This window comes from Sphingomonas dokdonensis, assembly GCF_002197685.1.
In the GTDB taxonomy this organism is placed as follows: domain Bacteria; phylum Pseudomonadota; class Alphaproteobacteria; order Sphingomonadales; family Sphingomonadaceae; genus Sphingomonas; species Sphingomonas dokdonensis.
Window position 1 is genome coordinate 182051 of record NZ_NBBI01000001.1, and the last position, 20229, is coordinate 202279.

A 20229-nucleotide genomic window follows, 5' to 3' on the forward strand; every position below is an offset into this window, starting at 1 on the left:
AGTCGCGTGGTGCGCTGTCGGGTCAGCGCGCCGCTGTGGTGAGGACCGCATTGGCTGGTCGCCCCACCGGACTGGTCGCTGCCGCAGGGGCATGCGCGTCGAGTGCGGCAAGCCAGCGCGCCGCCCCCGTGCCGATCGCCACCTGCGGGTTGGACGGTTCGAGCGCGGCGTCCCGTTCCCAGCCGGCGATCGTCTCCACCGCCTCCTGCACGGCCGCCGCGAGCGGCTGCGGCTTGCGCAGCGCGTGGTTGATCAGCGCGTCGCCGAAGAACGTCCAGTCATTGTCGGACTGGCAGCCGAACGACGTGCGGTCGGCCGACGCCGCGGTGACGATCGCGGTGGTGTCGCTGGACAGCATGGGCACGAACACACCGGCATAGCAGGCGCTGATCAGGATCAGTCGGTTACGGATGCCAAGGTGCGACAGCGTGCTCCACAGGCGGCGTGGCGCGATTGCGCCAAAGCCCTGATCGGCGTCGTTGTAGACCAGGCCGAAGCGCGCGCCGTGGCTGGTGATGTAAAGGACCAGAACGTCCTCGGCAGGGTCCATCACCTCGGCAATGCGGGCAAGCGCCACCTCGAGATTGGCGGGCGATCCCATCGGCAGCGCGCTGTCCGCGGTGCCGTCCGTTCCGGCGAGCACCATGGTGCGGCGTGCCGCATCGTAGCGGCGTGCGAGCACCCGTCCAGCTTCGCGCGCCTCGCGTCCGAATACCGGATCACTATCGAGCGCTGCGGCGAGCACATAGGCGTCCACCACGCCCTTGCGCTGTGGGGCGAGGCCGGTGAGGGCGTCTGACAGGCGGCGGTGTTCCGCCAATTGCCAGCCGGGCGCCCGATCATGCTCGATCGCACCGCCGTGATCGGCCAGTTCCAGGAGACCGCTTTCGCCAGCGCTGCTGACAAGCGGGACTGGCCGGGTGTGCTCGGGCGGATGATAGGTTTGCCCCGGGGCTGCCCCCGCCATCATGGTCAGCAGGATTGTCAGCAGCCTCTTCATGGCAAGCACCCCCCGGCCGCGCATCACAAAGCGCGCGCGGCGGTCTGTCAATCGCTTGATTGCGCACGATCCCGGCGTCTAGCCTGCGGCAACAGGAGAGGCCCGCATGATCGACCTGCATTTCGCCGCCACGCCGAACGGGTGGAAGATCACGATCATGCTGGAGGAATGCGGCCTGCCGTATGCCGTGAAGCCGGTGAACATCGGTGCAGGGGAGCAGTTTCGGCCGGCATTCTTGGCGATCAGCCCGAATAATCGCATTCCGGCGATCGTCGATCACGACCTGCCGGGCGGCGGTGCGCCGGTCAGCGTATTCGAGACGGGCGCGATCCTGCTCTATCTGGCCGAAAAGACGGGACGGTTTTTGCCGACCGACCTGCGCGGGCGCACGATGGTGACCGAATGGCTGATGTGGCAGATGGCCGGGCTTGGGCCGATGCTGGGGCAGAACGGCCACTTTCGCCTCTATGCACCGGAACGGCTGCCCTATGCCATGGATCGCTACGCGCGCGAGGCTGACCGGCTGTACGGTGTGCTGGACCGGCAGCTTGCCAGGACGGGCGCCTATGTGGCCGGCGCCGACTACAGCATCGCGGACATCGCCTGCTTCCCATGGATCATCACGCACAAGGCGCAGGGCATCGACATGGCCGCGTTCCCGCATGTCGCGCGCTGGTTCGCCTCGGTCCGCCAGCGGCCGGCGGTGAAGGCCGGAACGGCGGTGGGGCGGATGGCGCGGCCCGAGGAGATCACTGCCGAAGCGAAGCGGGTGATGATGGGGATCAGGAACGATGCGACCGAGAGGGACGGGGAGTGACGATGATGATCGAGTTCTTCTTTGATTGCTCCAGCCCGTGGACGTGGCTCGGCTTTGAAAGCATCCAGACGCTTGCCGGCGAAATGGGTGCCGACATCGCATGGCGGCCGATCCTCGTCGGCGGCGTCTTCAATGCGGTGAACGGCAGTGTGTACGAGAGCCGCAGGAACCCCGTGCCCGCCAAGGCGCGATACATGCTGAAGGACTTGCAGGATTGGGCGCGGCTGCAAGGCCTGACGATCAACTTTCCTGCCACCGTCTTTCCGGTCAACAGCGTCAAGGTGATGCGGGGCTGCTGCTGGCTGGGGCAGGATTGCGTCGATTTCGCGCGCGCCGCCTTTCACGCTTATTGGACCGAGGACCGCGACATTTCGGACGATGCGGTGATCGCCGATGTGGTCGCGCGGACCGGGGTGGATGCCGCGGCCTTGTTTGCGGCTATCGCGACGGACGAAATCAAGGCGAAGCTGCGCGACAATACGGACGAGTTGATCGCGCGCGGCGGCTTCGGCTCGCCGACGATCTTTGTCGGCAGCGATGACATGTTCTTCGGCAACGATCGCATGCCGCTGGTACGCGCGGCGATTGCGGCTCAGCCCTCGGCCTGAGGCGCGGTCCATTCGAGCGTCAGGGTCGTGCCGCGCCGCGCGGCGCCGGCGGTGGCGCGAATACCTTGCGCTGTCAGTTGCTCGACGGCGGCGTCGCGCGCGGCGGCCGGGCCGGAAACCGTGATGCCGCGATCGAGCCGGCGCGCTGCCCAGATCGCCAGCGCCAGCCCGTCGGCGTCCGGCACGTCATCTTCGATGGCAACCGGGAGCAGGGAGCCATCGGGCGGGCTCAACGTCACCGACCAGTTCGGCGAGGCGGTGATCGCGCGCTGCTCCACCGCGCGATAGGTGGCGAAATCGGCGCCCGGCAGCGGCGCCAGCCGCGCCGCGACCCGGCGCGCATCGGAATCCACGAGCACCATGTTTTCGGGCACGCCGGCGAGCAGGCTGACGCGCTCTGCAACCGTGTTGCGGGCGTCACGCGCCACGGTTGCCCGATTGTCCCCGGCCTGTGCTGCGGCGATCTGCGCTGCCTCGCCGGCGCCGCTTTCCATCCCCACGCGGACCTGATCGACGTGGAGGTCGAGCGGCATCAGCACTGCCGCGCGGGTCGCGGCGATCACCTTGGCGTCGGCGCCAGGCACGATCGTTGGCGTGAGTACGACCGCGCGCACCACGGCGGGCTTGCGATCGAAATCGATGTCGAGCTGGCTGATCCGTGCGTCAGGGCTGAACGGTTGCAGCACCGCCTCGCGGATCTGACGCCGGGCGAAGCTTTCCACCGCGATCTGCTTCAGCGCGAGGCCAAGGGGCACGGCAAGGGCCGCGAGCCCGGCGACGATCAGCGTGCCTTGCAGCCGGGTCTGCGTGGGCGAGAGATGCGCGCCAAAGCCATAGAGGCGCGCCACCGTTGCCGCGGTCAACGCGATGGTGATGAGGTTGGTGATGAACAGCAGCAGCGAGCCGCCCAGCACCGTCCAATTCTGGGTGGCAAGGCCGAAACCTACGACCGCGAGCGGCGGCATCAGGGCGGTGGCGATCGCCACGCCCACCACGGTGGTCGACCGCTCGTTGATCACCGCATAGGAGCCGGCGAGCGCGGACAGGAGCGCGACCAGCAGGTCGAACAAATTTGGCCGGGTGCGGACCGCGATCTCGGACGTCACCGTCTGGATCGGGGAGGCGACGACGATCAGCGTGCAAAGCGCCACCGCGACGAGCGCACCCAGCAGCAGCGCCGATAGCGCCCGGCGGATCTCCGTCAGGTCAAAAGTGGCGATGCCGAAGCCGAGCCCGATGATCGGCAGCATCAATGGCGAGATCAACATGGCGCCGATGATCACGGCGCTGGACGGCAGCAGCAGGCCGAGAACCGCGATGCCGGCGGAGATCAGGATCGCGAACAGATAGGAGCCGGACCAGCCCGATTCGGCCGCGATCCGCTCCACCACCGCGGCATGATGCACCTTGCCGGACGCGCGCGAGCGCCACCAGCGCGCGATCACCGCGCCGCGCGATCTGGTGAGGCCGCCCACGTCGTTCAGGGCTTAATAGACGCGCTTCTTCGGCTTGATGTACTCGGCGTCGTCGGTGAGCGTGTAATCGTGCACCGGACGATAGCCGAGCTCGCACCGGCCGCCCTTGCCGCCCCAGCCCTCAAAGGTGGCGGTCGTGTGCTTCATCCAGTTGGCGTCGTCGCGCTCCGGATAATCCTCGTGCATGTGCGCGCCGCGGCTTTCCTTGCGGTTTTCCGCGCCGCGCATCGTCACGACCGCCTGGCTGATGAGGTTGTCGAGTTCCAGCGTCTCGACCAGATCGGTGTTCCAGATCAGCGAGCGATCGGTAATGCCGATGTCTTCCATCGACTTGTAGATCGCGTCGATCTTGGTCACGCCCTCGGCCAGCAGCTCGCTGTCGCGGAACACGGCGGCGTGGCGCTGCATGGTCTTCTGCATCTCGGCGCGGATCTTCGCAGTGGGCGAGCCCCCGGTGGCGTTGCGGAAATGGTCGAGACGCGCGAGTGCCATCTCCTCCGAGCCCTTGGGCAGCGGATTGTGCGACGTGTTCGGCTTCAGCGTTTCCTTGAGGCGCAGCCCGGTCGCCCGGCCGAACACGACAAGGTCGATCAGCGAGTTGGAGCCCAGCCGGTTGGCGCCGTGCACCGACACACAGGCCGCTTCGCCGACCGCGAACAGGCCGGGGACCACCGCGTCCGGGTTGCCGTCCTTTAGCTGGACGACCTCGCCGTGATAGTTCGTGGGGATGCCGCCCATGTTGTAGTGGACGGTGGGCGTAACGGGGAGCGGCTGACGCGTGAGATCGACGCCGGCGAAGATCTTGCCCGTCTCGGTGATGCCCGGCAGACGCTCCGCCAGCACCTTGGGATCGATGTGATCGAGGTGCAGGAAGATGTGATCCTTGTCCTTGCCGACGCCGCGGCCCTCGCGCATTTCCGCTGCCATCGAACGCGACACGACGTCGCGGCTGGCAAGATCCTTTGCGCTCGGCGCGTAACGCTCCATGAAGCGCTCGCCCTCGGAATTGGTCAGATAGCCGCCTTCGCCACGTGCGCCCTCGGTGATGAGAACGCCCGCGCCGTAGATGCCGGTCGGGTGGAACTGCACGAACTCCATGTCCTGCAGCGGCAGGCCGGCACGCAGCGCCATGCCGTTGCCGTCACCGGTGCACGTGTGTGCCGACGTTGCCGACTGGTACACGCGGCCGCCGCCGCCCGTTGCCAGCACGACCGAGTGCGCGCGGAAGCGGTGGATCTGCCCCGTTTCCATGTTCAGCGCGATCACGCCGCGGCAGGCGCCATTCTCCATGATGAGATCGAGCGCGAAATATTCGATGTAGAAGTCCGCATCATACTTCAGCGACTGCTGGTACAGCGCGTGCAGCATGGCGTGGCCGGTACGGTCGGCCGCGGCACAGGTGCGCTGCACCGGCGGGCCTTCGCCCATGTTCTGCATGTGGCCGCCGAACGGGCGCTGGTAGATCGTCCCGTTGTCGTTGCGGCTGAACGGCACGCCGGCGTGCTCCAGCTCGTACACCGCAGCCGGTGCCTCGCGCACCATATATTCGATCGCGTCCTGGTCGCCGAGCCAGTCGGAACCCTTGACGGTATCGTACATGTGCCACGACCAGTGATCGGGCGAATTGTTGCCCAGGCTCGCTGCGATGCCGCCCTGCGCCGCCACCGTGTGGCTGCGGGTCGGGAACACCTTGGTGATGCAGGCGGTCTTCAGGCCGCTTTCGGCGATGCCCATCGTGGCGCGCAGGCCGGAGCCGCCGGCGCCGACGACGACCGCGTCATAGGTATGGTCGATGATCTGGTAAGCGGCGGGCATCAATTCGCTCCGAAGGCGATCTTGAGGATCGCGAAGATGGCGGTGCCGGTGACGGCAGCGGTGAACAGGTTGAGCGCGACCATCGCGACTACGCGGCGCTCGTCGCGCTGGTAGTCCTCGATCACGACCTGCAGGCCCATGCGGAAGTGATAGAAAACCGACAGGACCAGCAGCAGCATCGGCACCGCGACCCAGGCAGTCGACATCCATTCGCGCATCGCGCCGTAATCATAGCCCGGACGGCGCGCGAGCGAGATCAGCAGCCAGCTCATCAGCAGGATGTTGGACCCGGCAGTGATTTTCTGGTGCCACCAGTGATGCGGGCCGGCGTGTGCGCTGCCCAGGCCGCGGACGCGGCCGATCGAGGTTCCCGAACCCATTACTTGGTCCCCACGTAGAGCCAGAAAGCGAGCGTCAGCACAGTGGAGCCGACAAAGGTGAGCCGCGCCAGGTTCTGGTTCAGCTTCAGCTCGAACGCCGCGCCGGTGTCCAAGACGAGGTGGCGGATGCCGCTCATCATGTGCTGGAACAGCGAAAAGGTGAGGCCGACGCCGAGTACCCAGCCGATGATGTTGAGCCGCCCGTCGCTGAGCGTGAACACGTCGCGGAAGGTGGCATAGGCCGCATCGCCCGACGCCAGCGCGGCAAGGAACCAGACGAGCAGCAACGCGCCGACCGTCGCCATGCCGCTGCCGGTGACGCGGTGCATGATCGACACCGTCATGGCAGGGCTCCATTTGTAGTGGAGCGACATGGGGCCGCTGAACAGATGCGGGCTTTTCGGGCGGGCTGGTTTGGTGGCCAAAGCTTGCGTTTCCTGCGGTGAGCCGACGATTTGGGGCGGTCTATGAAACCCATGCGCCGATGTTGCAAGCGCGAGCGGTCTACTGCGAATCGATCGCAGGTCAGGCAGCCATGTCTCTAACCACGACTTAACCAATGGCTTGGTAGCAGGGTGCCACGTCAACCACGGAGCGCAAGATCTTGCCCGTCGAATTGCCAACCGCGGGCGCGCTTGCCCGCACGATCGATCTGCAGGCCAGATTGCGCGTGTTCGACTTCGATGGAACGATGCGGCAGGCGAGCCGCGACGTGTGGCGGCTGATCGAGCCGGACGTGCGCGCGATCGCGGAAGCCTATTGGCAGCAGTGGCAACGTTTTTTCGATAACGGGCGGGGCTGGGCGGCACACGAAATTTCGAAGATGATCGATATCGGCTGCGAGTTCCTGCGTAACCGGTTCCTGGACACCGAAGGCGTGGCGTGGATCGAATCGATCGAGCGATCGGTCGCCGCCGCCTACAAGGCGGAGGTGTCGCCGCTGGCGCTTCTTTCGATGATCAGCGCAAGCGATCGGGCGGCGCTTAACGTTCTGATGACGCGGTGCGGTGCCGCCGACCCGCGCCTGGCGGCGTATGTCGACACGCTGATGCAATTGTCGGCGCTGGAAGGTGAAATCACGGTGGCGCTGTTCGCCGAATATCGCACCTATAGCGCGCAGGTGGCCCGCGACAGGCTGGCGGCCGACTTTCAGGAGGGCATCGCGGCAACGGCGCAAGAGGCGACGCTTGAGGGCAGCGAACTGCGCGGGCAAGCCTCCACCGCTTCGCTGTCGGCGCGCGGCGTGCTGGGCAAAGCGAGCGAAGTCGCGGCCGCGGCCGAACAATCCGCGCTGGCAATGCGCGATGCGGCGGCCACCGCGGCCGGCCTGATCCGCGCGATCGAGGATGCGCGCGCCGAGGTGGAAGCTGCGGCCGAGATCGCGACGCGCGCGGCCGGGCAGGCCGATCAGGCGGTGGGCGTCAGCGAAGCGCTGAGCGATCACGCCAAGTCGATCGAATCGATCCTGGGGCTGATCCGGGAGATCGCCGGCCAGACCAACCTGCTCGCGCTCAATGCCGCGATCGAGGCGGCGCGAGCCGGGGACGCGGGCCGCGGCTTCGCGGTGGTGGCGCAGGAGGTGAAGAGCCTCGCCAACCAGACGGCGCGCGCCACGGACGATATCGCCGCCAAGATCCGGGCGATTCAGGCGGCGACCCGCGTCACCGTCGAGGCGAATGCCGGTATTCGCAGCACCATCGACGAGGTCCAGACCTCCGCCACGCGCATTCGTGGCGCCATGGAGGCGCAGGCGCAGACGGTAACGGCGATCACCGCGGCGGTCGACGAAACCGCGCTTGCCGCCGATTCCATGTCGGGCACGATCGCGGCGATCCACAGCGATACCGATGGGGTCGCGGTGGAGATCGACGCCCTTGGTGCCGGCTTCGATCGGCTGGCCGGGCGGCTGGGCGCGCTGAGTGGCCGGGCGGGCGACTTCGCAGCCCGCGTGGCCGTTTGAACGACACCAAAAAATACGAACGCTGCCAAGGCGGTGTGCAGGAGAAATCACGATGGTCAGCAGTGTCTTGGCGGAGGTGGCGTCACCAGATGGTGCGACCCGCTCATTCGCCGCGCATGTTCGCAATTACGATTGGGACGGCGACATAGGCGCTGCCGCCAGCGACATCACCGCACTCCTGTCGTCGGCGGATTGTTACCAGATTTCTGCCGAATTCTGGGCGCATTACTTGGGCGGCGCAGCGGCCCGGCATGTATCGTCGGCGGATAACGAAAGCTGGCTGGAGCGGCAGCGGATCCGCAGCGCCCGTTACGTGGAAATCAAATACGCCGCGCCGTTCGACGACGCCTGGTATATCGCGGCGACCAAACATGCCGATGCGGCCTATGAGGCGGGCGTGCCCTTGGCGGTGTTGCTGACGTCGCTGGCTTATGCCCATGCCCGAACGCTGGCCTTGATCGAAACCCGGATCGCCGGCGATTGCGCGCGCATGCGGCGCTGCGCGGATGTGGTGCAGCGGCTCGCGCTGATCGAAGCTGACGTTATGGCAGCGCACATGGCGCACATCGTGCAACGGGAAGTTGCGGCGCAGCGCAGCGCGCAGGCGCAGGCCTTTCACGAGCATATCGCGGGTGCAATCGAGGGGGCGGCGGCGCTGGGGCAGCGGGTGCGCTCGCAAGCCACGACCGCAGCATCGTCGGCAAGTGCGATCATTGGGCGCGGGGCCGAGGTGGCCGCCGCGTCCGAACAATCGGCATTGGCGATGCGCGACGCGGCATCGACCGCGGCTGGCTTGATCCGGGCGATCCAGGACGCGCGCGTCGAGGTGGAGGCCGCGGCAGAGATCGCGAGCCGGGCGGCCGGTCAGGCGGACCGCGCCGTCGGCGTCAGCGAGGCACTGAGCGACCATGCCAAGTCGATCGAGTCGATCTTGGCGCTGATCCGCGACATTGCCGGTCAAACGAACCTGCTAGCGCTGAACGCCACGATCGAGGCGGCGCGCGCGGGTGATGCGGGACGCGGCTTTGCGGTGGTGGCGCAAGAGGTGAAGAGCCTTGCCAACCAGACGGCGCGCGCCACCGACGATATCGCGGCCCAGATCGCCGCGATCCAGAATGCCGCACGCGTCACCGTTGATGCCAATAACGGCATTCGCGGCACCATCGATGAGGTGCAGAGTTCCGCCAGAAGCATTCGGCGCGCGATGGAGCTGCAAGGGCAGACCGTGACGGCGATCACCGCTGCGGTGGACCAGACCGCGCTGGCAGCCGACGCCACCGCCGGAAACATGGCGACGATTATGCAGGAAGGGCAGGCATTTGCGCGCGATTTCGAGATCCTGGATGCCGAGTTTGCCGCCATTGACGATCGGCTGAGTACGCTGCGCACGGCCGCCGTGACATTCAGCGCGCAGGTCGCCTGACGCAAAGAGACGGTACTGCTCCCGCGATGAATTGAGCCAGGGCGCAAGGCCCCTTATGGCGAGGGCATGACCAACATTCTTCTTACCGGCGCATCGCGCGGGATCGGCGCTGCTATTCGCGCGGCGATCGCGCCCGCTGCCACAATTGTCGGCCAGGCAACGCGTGCGATCGATGGCCTCGTCGCAGCGGACCTTGATGAGCCCGGCGCGGCTGCGACGCTGTGGCAGGAGGCGCTGGACCAGCTCGGCAGCGTGGACGTGCTGATCAACAACGCCGGCGTGTTCGAGGCGAATCCGCTCGACGGCGACGATGCGGCTTGGCTGGCAGGGTGGGAGCGCACCATGCGGATCAATCTCACGGCCTCTGCCGAATTGTGCCGCCTGGCGGTGCGCCACTGGCAAGCGCGCGGTGTGCCGGGGCGGATCGTCAATGTGGCAAGCCGCGCCGCTTATCGCGGCGACAGCCCGGCGCACTGGCATTATGCCGCCGCCAAGGCCGGTATGGTCGCCATGACGAAGACGATCGCGCGTGGCTATGCGAAGGAAGGCATTCTGGCTTTCGCGATCTGCCCCGGCTTCACCATGACCGGCATGGCCGACGAGTATCTGGCGAGCCGCGGCGGGGACAAGCTGCTCGCCGATATTCCGCTGGGGCGCGTCGCGATGCCCGACGAGGTGGCGGAGATGGCGCGGTGGCTGGCGCTCGATGCGCCGGCCTCGATGACGGGCGCGGTGCTCGATGTGAACGGGGCGAGCTATGTCCGCTGACAGCTGGCGCGTCACCCTGCCGTGCACCCGTGCGGAGGCCGAGGCGATCGATGCCGCGGACGACCTGGCGATCGACGCGGTGCTGATGACCACCGAAGAGGTGGAGGACGATGTCGAACGCTGGCGGCTCGACGCCTACATGGAAGACGAGCCGAGCGACGCGATGCTGGCGGCGCTGCGCGCGCTGGTGCCGAGTGCCGCGGGTACCCCGGCCGAGGTTACGGCGCTCAGCCCGCAGGATTGGGTCGCCATGTCGCAGGAGGGGCTGGAGCCGATCCGCGAAGGGCGCTTCGTGGTGCACACCAGCGCCCATCCGACTGCGGCGCCTGAAGGTGGGCGTGCCCTGCTGATCGACGCCGGGCGTGCATTCGGGACAGGCCATCATGCGACGACGAGCGGCTGCCTAGCGATGCTCGACGGGCTGGCGGGCAGGTCCTTCCGCAACGTGATCGACGTTGGCACCGGTACGGGCGTGCTGGCCTTTGCGGCGGCGCATCTCTGGCCCGACGCCGCCATCACCGCGACCGACATCGATCCCGCCGCCGTCGATGTGACGCGGGAAAACGCTGCGGCCAATCAGGTCGATGGTGTCGAACTGATCGTCGCGGACGGCGCGCTGAACGATGCGATCACGGCGCGCGCGCCGTATGATCTGGTGATTGCCAATATTCTGGCGGGTCCTTTGGTGTCGATGGCTCCGGAACTGGCGGCGATTGCCGATGCGAACGCGAGGATCCTGCTCGCCGGCCTGCTGGAAACGCAGCGCGAGGCCGTGGTGGCTGCCTTTGCCGCTTGCGGCGTCACGCTCGACACACTGGATCGCCGCGGCGACTGGACGATCTTGCGCCTGACCGCCGGCGCCGACCGCTTCGTACCGCAGAGCCCGCCCGACCCCAAGGGGCGCGACGGCTGGGCGCTGGACATCTGAGCCGGGGGCGCACGGCTGGGATCAGCCGTGCGCGCCGGTCTTTGCGGTGGCATAATGCTGCGTGCCGCGGGTGATCACTTCGTCATCGCTGACGATCTGCGCCACCGCGATTTCGGGCTGCTGTTTGATCTGCTCGTACAGCGGCGCGAAGTCCGTTTCGACCGTGGCACGCAGCAATTCGTCGAAGCTCGGGATGACGAAGTAATTCTGCTGGAAATCGTCGATCCGGTAATCCGTGCGCATCACGCGGGCGAGGTCGAACTTCAGGCGGTGCGGTGACGGATCGTCGAGCGCGAAGCGGCTTTCGGCATAGCTCGACACGATGCCTGAGCCATAGATGCGCAGCCCGTCTGGTTCCGCGATCAGGCCGAACTCGACCGTGTACCAATAGAGCCGCCCGAGATACTTCAGCGCGTCATGCTGCATGGCGCGCTGTCCGCCGCGGCCGTACGCTTCCAGGTAATCGGCAAAGACCGGATCCGCGAGCATCGGTACATGGCCGAAGACATCGTGGAAGACGTCGGGCTCCTGCAGATAGTCGAGTTGATCGGGGCGGCGGATGAAATTGCCTGCGACGAAGCGGCGGTTGGCCATGTGGTCGAAGAACACGTCGTCCGGCACCAGGCCCGGCACGGCGACGACTTGCCAACCAGTGAGCTTCATCAGCCGATCGGATAACTCCTCGAAATCGGGAATGCCCGGTTTCGACAGCTTCAGGACATCAAGCCCGCGCAGCCATGCGTCCGATGCGCGGCCCGGGAGCAGCTTTGCCTGGCGCGCGAACAGCGTGTCCCAAGTGGCGTGATCCTCGGGCGTGTAGTGCGCCCAATCCTGCGGGATCGTCCAGTCGGCGGCGACGCCGGCAGGCGGGGTGGCGGGTGATGTATCAGCCATGAACAGGACATAGCATGGCGTCACCCGGCTTCAAGATAGTTGCGTTTGTAACTAGCCGCTGGAGAGGTGGCGGCGCGTCGACACCTCGTCATGCCAACGCGCCGCCATGTGCTTGAGCGCTTACTCCGCCGCGACGCCGGCGCGCGAGAACATGTCGCCGTCGTCGCTCGGGTCCTCGTTCGCGGCCGGGGCGACCTTGGCCTTCTGCCGCTTGTCGAACGAATCCCACACGTCGTTCCACTGGCCCTTGGTCGCGGCCTTGGAATATTCGGTCGCGCGGGTTTCGAAGAAGTTCGCGTGCTCCACGCCGTTCAGCAGCGGCGTGAGCCACGGGATCGGGTGTTCGTCGATCATGTAGATCGGCTTCAGGCCCAGCTGCCCCAGCCGCCAGTCGGCGATGTAGCGGATGTACTTCTTGATGTCCTTGGGCTTCATCCCCTCGACGGGGCCCATTTCGAAGGCGAGGTCGATGAAATTGTCCTCGAGCCGGATGGTCGTCTGGCACACGTCTGCGATATCGTCCTTCACCGCCTTGGTCAGGCACTGGCGCTCCTGGCAGAAGGCGTGGAACATGCGGATGATGCCCTCGCAATGCAGGCTCTCGTCGCGCACCGACCAGCTGACGATCTGCCCCATGCCCTTCATCTTGTTGAAGCGCGGGAAGTTCATCAGCATCGCGAAGCTGGCGAACAGCTGCACGCCCTCGGTGAAGCCGCCGAACATGGCGAGCGTGCGGGCGATATCCTCGTCGCTGTCGACGCCGAAGTTCTGCATGTAATCATGCTTGTCCTTCAGCTCGGCATATTCGAGGAACGCGCCATATTCGCTTTCCGGCATGCCGATCGTGTCGAGCAGGTGGCTGTACGCCGCGATGTGCACCGTTTCCATGTTGCTGAACGCGGTCAGCATCATCTTGATCTCGGTCGGCTTGAACACGCGGCCGTATTTCTCGTGGTAGCAATCCTGCACCTCGACATCGGCCTGGGTGAAGAAGCGGAAGATCTGCGTCAGCAGGTTGCGCTCGTGATCGGTCAGCTTCTGCGCCCAGTCGCGGCAATCCTCACCCAGCGGCACTTCTTCGGGCAGCCAGTGAAGCTGCTGCTGACGCTTCCAATATTCGAATGCCCAGGGGTATTCGAACGGCTTGTACTGCTTGGAGGCTTGAAGGAGGGGCATGGGTTACTCCGAACGGTAATTGGCAAAATTCATGAACGTGATGCGTGTCGGGCATAAAGGCGGGGTCATCCGCCGGTGCTCCACTGCCACATGGCGGTGGCGCTCATGGCGAGCACGACGCCGCCGGCGAGGGCCATGATGCCGATCATGCGAAAGGCATAAACCTGCCCCGCACTGCGCGGTCGGGCGAGCGCGAGCAGCAGGCCGGCGCCGACCAGCGCGAAGGCGAGCGCGAAGGCATACATGGCAAGGATCTGCCACGTCATCAGCCCACCCGGCGCGAAACATAGACGGTCCGTGTCTTGCGCGCGCCGACGCCCAGGAAGACGATGCCGACGAAATAGCCGAAATCGTACCATCCGCCGTTGTTGGGCACGGCGTAGATCGCGACATCGCGCATGAAGAGGCTGAGCACCCAGGCGACGGGGAAGATGAAGCCGTGCCACAGGCCGAGGAGGAACCCCGGCGTGCCGGGCGCCTGGGCGACGGTGCCGGCGCTCTGGGTGGCGCAGGCGGTGAGCAGCAGCGCGAGCGCAATGCCCGACGCCGCCGTCCGCCAACCACGCAGCAACCCCGCCGTTTCGTTGCGCCGCGTCACAATGCGACCCCGTATGCATCCAAAGCCGCGATGTGTCGTTGTGTTGCCAACCCGAAAGGAGAACCGCAATGCACGACCACAGCAACATCAAAGAGCATATGAAGGTCATCGGCGCCGACGGCGTTCACGTCGGCACGGTCGACCATGTCGAGGGTGAGCGGATCAAGCTGACCAAGAACGACAGCCCCTCGACCGAAGACGGGAAGGGCGCCAAGCATCATTATTTGCCGGCCGGCCTGGTGGCGGAGATTGAAGGCGACACCGTGCGGCTGAGCGCAACGGCGCAGAACGCCGTCGACATGTTCGAAGACGCCGAGTGATGCAGCGCCTGCTCCCGTAAAGGGGGCAGGGTGGCCATCACGGCCGATCATGCGGGCAGTGCCGGGACGCCGGCGCTGCCCGTTCGCATATCGGGACGAGCGCGCGGCGGATCGACCGGCGCGCGCGACGCAGCGGCGGCAATCATTTCCGACAGCCATCGCCACGCCGCCTGGCGGCGCAGGGGCGTATCGACGTGTCGTGCCTTTCATCCGCTCGCTCCTAGCCAAACGATCAACCCGGCTTCACCGATTCGGGAGCCCGCACCGCAGCACGGCCGATCGCGAATCAGAATAGCGCAGAGTGGCCGTCCGCACCACGCCAAAAAGACCAGATGTAGCGATCGGATCGCGCGCGTCGCTCAACATCTGGTATGTAGTTGCCACGCGCCGAACCGGCCATCGGACCGCCGTGTTCGTGTAATGTTCTGCATGCAAGGCGCGCTGTCAAGGCGATGTCGCGCCGGCAGCTTGCGGTATCGCCGGCCGCGCGCTCAGCCAAGCAACGTGGCGTAGCGATCGGCGGAGAAGCCGGCCTCGATCACCGTGCCATGTTCGAGCAGCGGGCGTTTGATCGACGACGGATACGCCTGCATGATCGCCATCGCCCGTGCGCGGTCAAGATCGGCGCGCTCGCTCTCGGGCAATTTGCGGAAGGTGGTGCCCTGCCGGTTGAGCACCTTTTCCCAGCCGAGCCGATCGACCGCGCGCTCAAGCGCCGCCTGATCCACGCCCGCTTTCTTGTAATCGTGAAAGCGGTAGGCGACCTTGTGATCGTCTAGCCACGTGCGCGCCTTCTTGACGCTGTCGCAGGCTGGGATGCCGTAGAGAATGGCCGTCATGAAATAGAGCTCCGGATCGTCGCGCAGGACATGGTGGCGACTGCCGAAAGACGCTGATCGCGCTAAGCCGATGATGTTGCCGGCTCACGAGGTAAGCGGCAGCGCCCGCGCCGCGCCGTCAGACGGAGCCGGCTATGCCGGCGCCACTGCCCGCCGCGGCATCTCCCGGATTGCTTCGGCAATCCGGGTGTGCCCGCTTACTGACAGGCGAGGCATTCGTCGTAGTCGGTCGTCTCGCCCAAATCGAACTTGGGCTTTTCGATCGTGTTGTCGGCCTCCACGCCGCCCGCGAAGCCGGCGCGCTGCACGCTCTTGGAGCGCAGGTAATAGAGCGACTTGATGCCCAGCTCCCACGCGCGGAAGTGGAGCATGAGGAGATCCCATTTCTCCACATCCGCCGGGATGAACAGGTTCAGCGACTGCGCCTGGTCGATATACGGCGTGCGATCACCCGCCAGTTCGAGCAGCCAGCGCTGATCGATCTCGAAGCTGGTCTTAAAGCAGTCCTTTTCCTCCTGGCTGAGGAAATCGAGGTGCTGCACCGACCCGCCGTGCTCGAGGATCGAGCTCCACACGGCTTCGGAATTCTTGCTCTTTTCGTTGAGCAGCTTTTCCAGATACGGGTTCTTGACCGCAAAGCTGCCCGACAGCGTCTTGTGCGTGTAGATGTTGGCCGGGATCGGCTCGATGCAGGCCGAGGTGCCGCCGCAGATGATCGAGATCGAAGCGGTCGGCGCGATCGCCATCTTGCACGAAAAACGCTCCATCACGCCCATGTCGGCGGCGTCGGGGCAGGGGCCACGCTCGGCGGCGAGCGTCATCGACGCCTGGTTCACCTGCGCGTTGACGTGCTTGAAGATGCGCAGATTCCAGCTCTTCGCCATGGCGCCTTCCATCGGCAGGCCGCGCGCCTGGAGGAACGAGTGGAAGCCCATGACGCCCAGGCCGACCGAGCGTTCGCGCGCCGCGGAATAGGCCGCGCGCTCCATGCCCGGCTCGTGCCGGTCGATATAATCCTGCAGCACGTTGTCGAGGAAGCGCATCACGTCCTCGATGAACTGCTTGTCGTCCTTCCACTGGTCCCACGTCTCGAGGTTAAGCGACGACAGGCAGCAGACCGCGGTGCGATCGTTGCCCAGATGATCCTTGCCCGTCGGCAGCGTGATTTCGCTGCACAGGTTCGAGGTGGAAACCTTGAGGCCCAGATCGCGGTGATGCTTGGGCATGGTGTTGTTCACATGGTCGGCGAAGACGATGTACGGCTCACCGGTGGCAAGGCGCGTCTCGACCAGCTTTTGGAACAGCGCGCGCGCGTCCACCTTGCCGCGCACGGCGCCGTCCTTGGGGCTCTTCAGCTCCCATTCGCCGCCGTCGCGCACCGCTTCCATGAAGGCGTCGGGGATCAGCACGCCGTGGTGCAGGTTCAGCGCCTTGCGGTTGAAGTCGCCCGACGGTTTGCGGATCTCGAGGAACTCCTCGATCTCCGGGTGCGACACGTCGAGATAGCAGGCGGCCGAGCCGCGGCGCAGCGAGCCCTGGCTGATCGCGAGCGTCAGCGAATCCATCACGCGCACGAAGGGAATGATGCCGCTGGTCTTGCCGTTGAGGCCGACCGGCTCGCCGATGCCGCGCACATTGCCCCAATAGGTGCCGATGCCGCCGCCGCGGCTGGCCAGCCAGACGTTCTCGTTCCAGGTATCGACGATGCCGTTCAGGCTGTCGGGCACCGAGTTCAGGTAGCAGCTGATCGGCAGGCCGCGCCCGGTGCCGCCGTTCGACAGCACGGGCGTCGCCGGCATGAACCACAGGCGCGAGACATAATCGTAGATGCGCTGCGCGTGCGCGGCATCGTCGGCATAGGCGCTGGCGACGCGGACAAAGAGATCCTGGTAGGATTCGCCCGGCAGCAGATAGCGGTCCTGCAGCGTCTCCTTGCCGAAATCGGTCAGCAGCGCGTCGCGCGAATGATCGACGTCGAGCGGGTAGGGCTTGCGCGCCGCACCGGCGGGCGCATCGGTCGTGTCCGCTTCGGCCGAGGCCGTGTTGTCCAGAGTGTCGGTCGCCATGCTCGCCTCGTTTGCGTCCCTGAAGTCCATCGCCACCGTTCCACCTGTTTGTTCGAGTCGGGAGGCGTGCTCCCGTGTCATACCGGATCAGGCGCCTGGATGAGAACAAAAAGTGACCGAAGCGCCACGCAAAGCGGCGCAATCCCCGCCCACGATATGGGTAATCGTGGGTCTCATTCTACCAGCGCTAGCGCCTGCCCCTGTGCAATACCCCCACAGATTGTGGCAGGTGGCGCGCGGAGGCAAGAGGGTAATCGCGCGGTTGGCCGATCGGTTCATCGCAGGGGGGATGCGGTTCGGCAGGGTGCGCGTGCGGCGACGCGTGGACTTCCGCGGGGTTCGTGAATTGCAAGGCGGATCGCGCGCCGCAAAAATATTTTCCGGAATGTCTGAGGTGGCGGGCGGGGCGCAATGCCGCCGCCGCGCTCGGGCACCATATATGGCGCGCGCGGGATCGCCGCGCGCGCGGCTCAGCCGGCGCGGCGCGTGACGCGGGCGGGCGGCTGGGACAATCTTTCCATGTCGAAGTGGCGGGCGAACTCGAGCCCCGCCCGCCCATCCGAAATCCAGCGGATGGTGGCGGGGAACATCTCGTTGTCGACCAGCTCGATGCGCACCGCGGCGCCGATCGCCTCGTCCGGGAAGTCGACGCCGTCGATCATCACCCCGGTGGCGGACAGGTTGCGGATGCGCACCTCGCCGCTTTCGCCGCCGATCTCCAGCTTGGCCGAGCGCAGCACGGTGGCGCGCGCCGCCCGGCTGACGCGGTGGCCGACGGGCTTGGCACCGCCCGCGTCTGCACCGCCGCTGGCGAGCTGTGCCCGTGCATCCTCCGCCCGCGCCGGTCGGCCATAGACGAAGCCCTGGATGTGGCTGCAGCCGAGATCGCGAATCAAGGTGATCTCGTCCTGCTGCTCGACACCCTCGGCGGTCGTTTCCATGCCCAGCGTATCGGCCAGCGTGACGATCGCCTTGATGATCGCCGCGTTGCGATTGCCCGCCTGGATCGCGCCGCGCACGAAGCTCTGGTCGATCTTGATCTTGTCGAACGGTGCCTTGCGCAAATAGCCGAGCGAGGAATAGCCGGTGCCGAAATCGTCGAGCGCGAGGCGGACGCCGATGCCCTTCAGCGTCTTGAACATCTGGCTGGAGAAGGCGTCGTCGTTGACGAACACGCTTTCGGTGATCTCCAGCTCCAGCCGCGACGCTGCAATGCCGGACGAGGCGATCGCGCTGGTGACGATCGCGGGCAGCGCCGGATTGGCGAACTGGATCGGCGACACGTTTACCGCGATGCGCACCTGCGCCGGCCATTTCGCGGCCTCCGCGCAGGCGGTGCGCAGCACCCATTCGCCGATCGCCTCGATCATGCCGCACTCCTCGGCGACCGGCACGAAATCGGCCGGGCTGACGAGGCCGCGCGTCGGATGCTCCCAGCGGAGCAGCGCCTCGTAACCGACGATGCGCTGATCCTTGGTGGAAACGACCGGCTGATAGACGAGGTGGAATTCCTCCTCGCCCAGCGCGCGGCGCAGGTCGTCCTCCAGCCGCTTGCGCTTCTGCGCGCCGGCCAGCATCTCGTCGCGGAAGAAGCGCGAAACGCCGCGGCCGTCGGCCTTGGCGGCATAAAGCGCCAGGTCGGCGTTGCGGATCAGCGTTTCGCTGTCCTGGCCATGTTCGGGCGCGATGGCGATACCGATAGAACAGCCGATCGACAGCGACGAGCCGGCGATGAAGAACGGCTGCGACAGGGCGGTGATGATCTGCTGCGCCAGCGTGCCGAGGCGATCGCGGTTGCCCTCGCGCGGGAGCACGACCTGGAATTCGTCGCCGCCCAGCCGGCCGACGAGCCCGGCATCCTCCACCGTGCGGGTCAGCCGCTGCGCCACCTGTTTCAGCAATTCGTCGCCGCATTGGTGGCCGAGCGTGTCGTTCACCGCCTTGAAGCGATCGAGGTCGAGCAGGAACAGCGCGGTGGTGGTGTTCGGCCCCTGCGCGGTGGCGAGCGCCTGATCGAGCGACAGCCGCAACCGCTGGCGATTGGCGAGGCCAGTGAGGCTGTCGAACAGCGCAAGCCGGGTGATCTCCGCTTCCGAACGGCGCTTTTCCGTCAGGTCGGAGCCGAAGCCGATGAAGCCTTGAAAGCGGCCAAGATCGTCCAGCATCGGCCGGCCGGAGATCGACCACCACCGATCCGCGTCGGTTTCAAACGCGGGGCCGACCGAATAGTCGGAGAAACTGGAGCGTGCGGACAGGTGAAAGGTGAGCGTTCGCTCGGTATCGGCCATGCTGGAATCGACGCGAAACACGTCCACCAGCCGCTGCCCCTGCGGCGCCATGCCGATCGCGGTCAACTCGCGTGCCACCTTGGCGCTGACATAGTTGAGTCGCCCGGCGCGATCGGTCTGCCAGAACCAGCCGGTGCCGTGGCTTTCATATTCCTGCACCAGCCGCGTGGTGAGCCGCCGCTCGCGCTCCTCCGCCTCGTGCACGCCGATCTGCTCCAGGTCGCGCATCGCCACCCGGCCCATGCCGATCGCCAGCAAGGCGGCGAGCAGCACCGCCGCCACCGCGGCGAGGCCAATCCCGGCGGACACCGGCACCATCAGCGCCAGCGTCACCGCGAACACCAATGACGCCGCGCGCACCGGATGCAGCGCGATCGCAGTCAGCACGATGCCGCCGATGCCCAGCACGAACCCCGCGACACGCAGCGGGCCGGTGGGCAGGGACGGCGACAGAGAAAGCTGCAGCGACAATGCAATCGCGAGCGCCGCCGCACTGCAGGCGAGCATGATGATCCGGTGATGCGACGCCAGCTCCTGCGCGGCGGGCAAGCGCAGCACGCCCCAGGTGAACAGCCCGATCACCGCCATCGCGAGCCCCAGTCCGGTGGCGAGCGCGACCGGCGCGTGCCAGATCGCCAGCGTGCTCGCGATCCCGATCGACCCGAGCAGCAAACCGGCCACCACCACCGGCCACAAGGTGCCGGTTTCCTTCAGCCGCGTGCAGCTTGCGTCGCGCAGTGCATCGTCATCGAGCGGGACCAATCCCAGTGCTTCGGTGAGACGCGCGGACGGAACAGGCGCATCGGATACAGAAAGGCGAACGGAACCCATGCGTCCGGCGTAGGCCAAGAGGGTTGGCAAAGTGTTTATAAAC

At 66.3% G+C, this 20229-nt stretch carries 19 protein-coding genes; 7 read left to right on the top strand and 12 right to left on the bottom strand.

Features of this window, described 5'->3' with window-relative positions:
• Positions 1-22: 22 nt before the first annotated feature.
• Positions 23-1000 (bottom strand): C13 family peptidase, encoded by a 978-nt coding sequence (locus SPDO_RS00825; protein WP_088366283.1) that lies wholly within the window; start codon positions 998-1000, stop codon positions 23-25.
• A gap of 106 nt (positions 1001-1106) precedes the next feature.
• Here SPDO_RS00825 and SPDO_RS00830 point away from each other — a divergent pair, with 106 nt between their 5' ends.
• Both SPDO_RS00830 and SPDO_RS00835 read left to right on the top strand, forming a co-directional pair.
• A complete protein-coding gene (locus tag SPDO_RS00830; protein WP_088365571.1) occupies positions 1107-1817 on the top strand; it encodes a glutathione S-transferase N-terminal domain-containing protein in 711 nt (236 codons plus the stop codon).
• 2 nt (positions 1818-1819) lie between these two features.
• The gene (locus SPDO_RS00835) at positions 1820-2425 is read left to right on the top strand and encodes a 2-hydroxychromene-2-carboxylate isomerase (RefSeq protein ID WP_245828952.1); all 606 of its coding nucleotides are present in this window, start codon (positions 1820-1822) and stop codon (positions 2423-2425) included.
• Here the strand turns inward: SPDO_RS00835 and SPDO_RS00840 are convergent.
• Genes SPDO_RS00840 through sdhC form a run of 4 tightly spaced genes read right to left on the bottom strand, consistent with a single transcriptional unit; the run spans position 2410 to position 6520 of the window.
• Positions 2410-3900 carry a DUF389 domain-containing protein gene (locus SPDO_RS00840; RefSeq protein WP_245828955.1) on the bottom strand — a complete coding sequence of 497 codons (1491 nt, stop codon included), beginning with the start codon at positions 3898-3900 and terminating at the stop codon, positions 2410-2412. The two genes, SPDO_RS00835 and SPDO_RS00840, sit on opposite strands and share 16 nt — an antisense overlap.
• Before the next feature lie 12 nt (positions 3901-3912).
• Positions 3913-5715 (bottom strand): succinate dehydrogenase flavoprotein subunit, encoded by a 1803-nt coding sequence (gene sdhA / locus SPDO_RS00845; RefSeq protein ID WP_088365572.1) that lies wholly within the window; start codon positions 5713-5715, stop codon positions 3913-3915.
• A complete protein-coding gene (sdhD, locus tag SPDO_RS00850) occupies positions 5715-6095 on the bottom strand; it encodes a succinate dehydrogenase, hydrophobic membrane anchor protein (RefSeq protein ID WP_088365573.1) in 381 nt (126 codons plus the stop codon). The genes sdhA and sdhD overlap by 1 nt, the downstream gene beginning before the upstream one ends.
• Entirely contained in the window at positions 6095-6520 is a 426-nt protein-coding gene (sdhC, locus tag SPDO_RS00855) for a succinate dehydrogenase, cytochrome b556 subunit (protein ID WP_281252538.1), read from the bottom strand. The genes sdhD and sdhC overlap by 1 nt, the downstream gene beginning before the upstream one ends.
• A 191-nt stretch (positions 6521-6711) precedes the next feature.
• Between sdhC and SPDO_RS00860 the strand changes: the two genes are divergently transcribed.
• From SPDO_RS00860 to SPDO_RS00875, 4 genes are all read left to right on the top strand, one after another.
• Positions 6712-8055 (top strand): methyl-accepting chemotaxis protein, encoded by a 1344-nt coding sequence (locus SPDO_RS00860; RefSeq protein ID WP_088365575.1) that lies wholly within the window; start codon positions 6712-6714, stop codon positions 8053-8055.
• A gap of 52 nt (positions 8056-8107) precedes the next feature.
• A complete protein-coding gene (locus SPDO_RS17225) occupies positions 8108-9478 on the top strand; it encodes a methyl-accepting chemotaxis protein (RefSeq protein WP_088365576.1) in 1371 nt (456 codons plus the stop codon).
• Positions 9479-9544: 66 nt separating this feature from the next.
• Positions 9545-10246, top strand: a complete 702-nt coding sequence (locus SPDO_RS00870) for an SDR family NAD(P)-dependent oxidoreductase (protein ID WP_088365577.1) — start codon at positions 9545-9547, stop codon at positions 10244-10246.
• Positions 10236-11174 carry a 50S ribosomal protein L11 methyltransferase gene (locus SPDO_RS00875; RefSeq protein WP_088365578.1) on the top strand — a complete coding sequence of 313 codons (939 nt, stop codon included), beginning with the start codon at positions 10236-10238 and terminating at the stop codon, positions 11172-11174. The genes SPDO_RS00870 and SPDO_RS00875 overlap by 11 nt, the downstream gene beginning before the upstream one ends.
• Before the next feature lie 21 nt (positions 11175-11195).
• On the opposite strand, the gene phhA is transcribed toward SPDO_RS00875, so the two are convergent.
• The 4 genes from phhA to SPDO_RS00895 all read right to left on the bottom strand — a co-directional run bounded on the left by phhA (position 11196) and on the right by SPDO_RS00895 (position 13812).
• Positions 11196-12068 (bottom strand): phenylalanine 4-monooxygenase, encoded by an 873-nt coding sequence (gene phhA / locus SPDO_RS00880; protein WP_088365579.1) that lies wholly within the window; start codon positions 12066-12068, stop codon positions 11196-11198.
• A 120-nt stretch (positions 12069-12188) separates the two neighbouring features.
• A complete protein-coding gene (locus tag SPDO_RS00885) occupies positions 12189-13244 on the bottom strand; it encodes a ribonucleotide-diphosphate reductase subunit beta (protein WP_088365580.1) in 1056 nt (351 codons plus the stop codon).
• A gap of 65 nt (positions 13245-13309) precedes the next feature.
• A complete protein-coding gene (locus SPDO_RS00890; protein ID WP_088365581.1) occupies positions 13310-13510 on the bottom strand; it encodes a hypothetical protein in 201 nt (66 codons plus the stop codon).
• Entirely contained in the window at positions 13510-13812 is a 303-nt protein-coding gene (locus SPDO_RS00895; protein WP_088366286.1) for a hypothetical protein, read from the bottom strand. Before SPDO_RS00895 ends, SPDO_RS00890 begins: the two co-directional genes overlap by 1 nt.
• Positions 13813-13910: 98 nt before the next feature.
• Between SPDO_RS00895 and SPDO_RS00900 the strand changes: the two genes are divergently transcribed.
• The gene (locus SPDO_RS00900; RefSeq protein WP_088365582.1) at positions 13911-14162 is read left to right on the top strand and encodes a DUF2171 domain-containing protein; all 252 of its coding nucleotides are present in this window, start codon (positions 13911-13913) and stop codon (positions 14160-14162) included.
• Between the two features lie 491 nt (positions 14163-14653).
• Here the strand turns inward: SPDO_RS00900 and SPDO_RS00905 are convergent, their stop codons facing one another.
• From SPDO_RS00905 to SPDO_RS00915, 3 genes are all read right to left on the bottom strand, one after another.
• Complete coding sequence (locus tag SPDO_RS00905) at positions 14654-15001, bottom strand: arsenate reductase (RefSeq protein WP_088365583.1); 348 nt, start codon at positions 14999-15001, stop codon at positions 14654-14656.
• A gap of 197 nt (positions 15002-15198) precedes the next feature.
• Entirely contained in the window at positions 15199-17067 is a 1869-nt protein-coding gene (locus SPDO_RS00910) for a ribonucleoside-diphosphate reductase subunit alpha (RefSeq protein WP_425441901.1), read from the bottom strand.
• Positions 17068-17537: 470 nt separating this feature from the next.
• Positions 17538-20186 (bottom strand): EAL domain-containing protein, encoded by a 2649-nt coding sequence (locus tag SPDO_RS00915; protein WP_088365585.1) that lies wholly within the window; start codon positions 20184-20186, stop codon positions 17538-17540.
• Positions 20187-20229: the final 43 nt, after the last annotated feature.

Coding starts and splice junctions, on each gene's coding strand:
- sdhD (WP_088365573.1), bottom strand. CDS start 6,095: ATGGGTTCGGGAACCTCGATCGGCCGCGTCCGCGGCCTGGGCAGCGCA.
- SPDO_RS00875 (WP_088365578.1), top strand. CDS start 10,236: ATGTCCGCTGACAGCTGGCGCGTCACCCTGCCGTGCACCCGTGCGGAG.
- SPDO_RS00900 (WP_088365582.1), top strand. CDS start 13,911: ATGCACGACCACAGCAACATCAAAGAGCATATGAAGGTCATCGGCGCC.
- SPDO_RS00885 (WP_088365580.1), bottom strand. CDS start 13,244: ATGCCCCTCCTTCAAGCCTCCAAGCAGTACAAGCCGTTCGAATACCCC.
- SPDO_RS00835 (WP_245828952.1), top strand. CDS start 1,820: ATGATGATCGAGTTCTTCTTTGATTGCTCCAGCCCGTGGACGTGGCTC.
- SPDO_RS00870 (WP_088365577.1), top strand. CDS start 9,545: ATGACCAACATTCTTCTTACCGGCGCATCGCGCGGGATCGGCGCTGCT.
- SPDO_RS00830 (WP_088365571.1), top strand. CDS start 1,107: ATGATCGACCTGCATTTCGCCGCCACGCCGAACGGGTGGAAGATCACG.
- SPDO_RS00825 (WP_088366283.1), bottom strand. CDS start 1,000: ATGAAGAGGCTGCTGACAATCCTGCTGACCATGATGGCGGGGGCAGCC.
- SPDO_RS00890 (WP_088365581.1), bottom strand. CDS start 13,510: ATGACGTGGCAGATCCTTGCCATGTATGCCTTCGCGCTCGCCTTCGCG.
- sdhA (WP_088365572.1), bottom strand. CDS start 5,715: ATGCCCGCCGCTTACCAGATCATCGACCATACCTATGACGCGGTCGTC.
- SPDO_RS00915 (WP_088365585.1), bottom strand. CDS start 20,186: ATGGGTTCCGTTCGCCTTTCTGTATCCGATGCGCCTGTTCCGTCCGCG.
- SPDO_RS00905 (WP_088365583.1), bottom strand. CDS start 15,001: ATGACGGCCATTCTCTACGGCATCCCAGCCTGCGACAGCGTCAAGAAG.
- phhA (WP_088365579.1), bottom strand. CDS start 12,068: ATGGCTGATACATCACCCGCCACCCCGCCTGCCGGCGTCGCCGCCGAC.
- SPDO_RS17225 (WP_088365576.1), top strand. CDS start 8,108: ATGGTCAGCAGTGTCTTGGCGGAGGTGGCGTCACCAGATGGTGCGACC.
- SPDO_RS00910 (WP_425441901.1), bottom strand. CDS start 17,067: ATGGCGACCGACACTCTGGACAACACGGCCTCGGCCGAAGCGGACACG.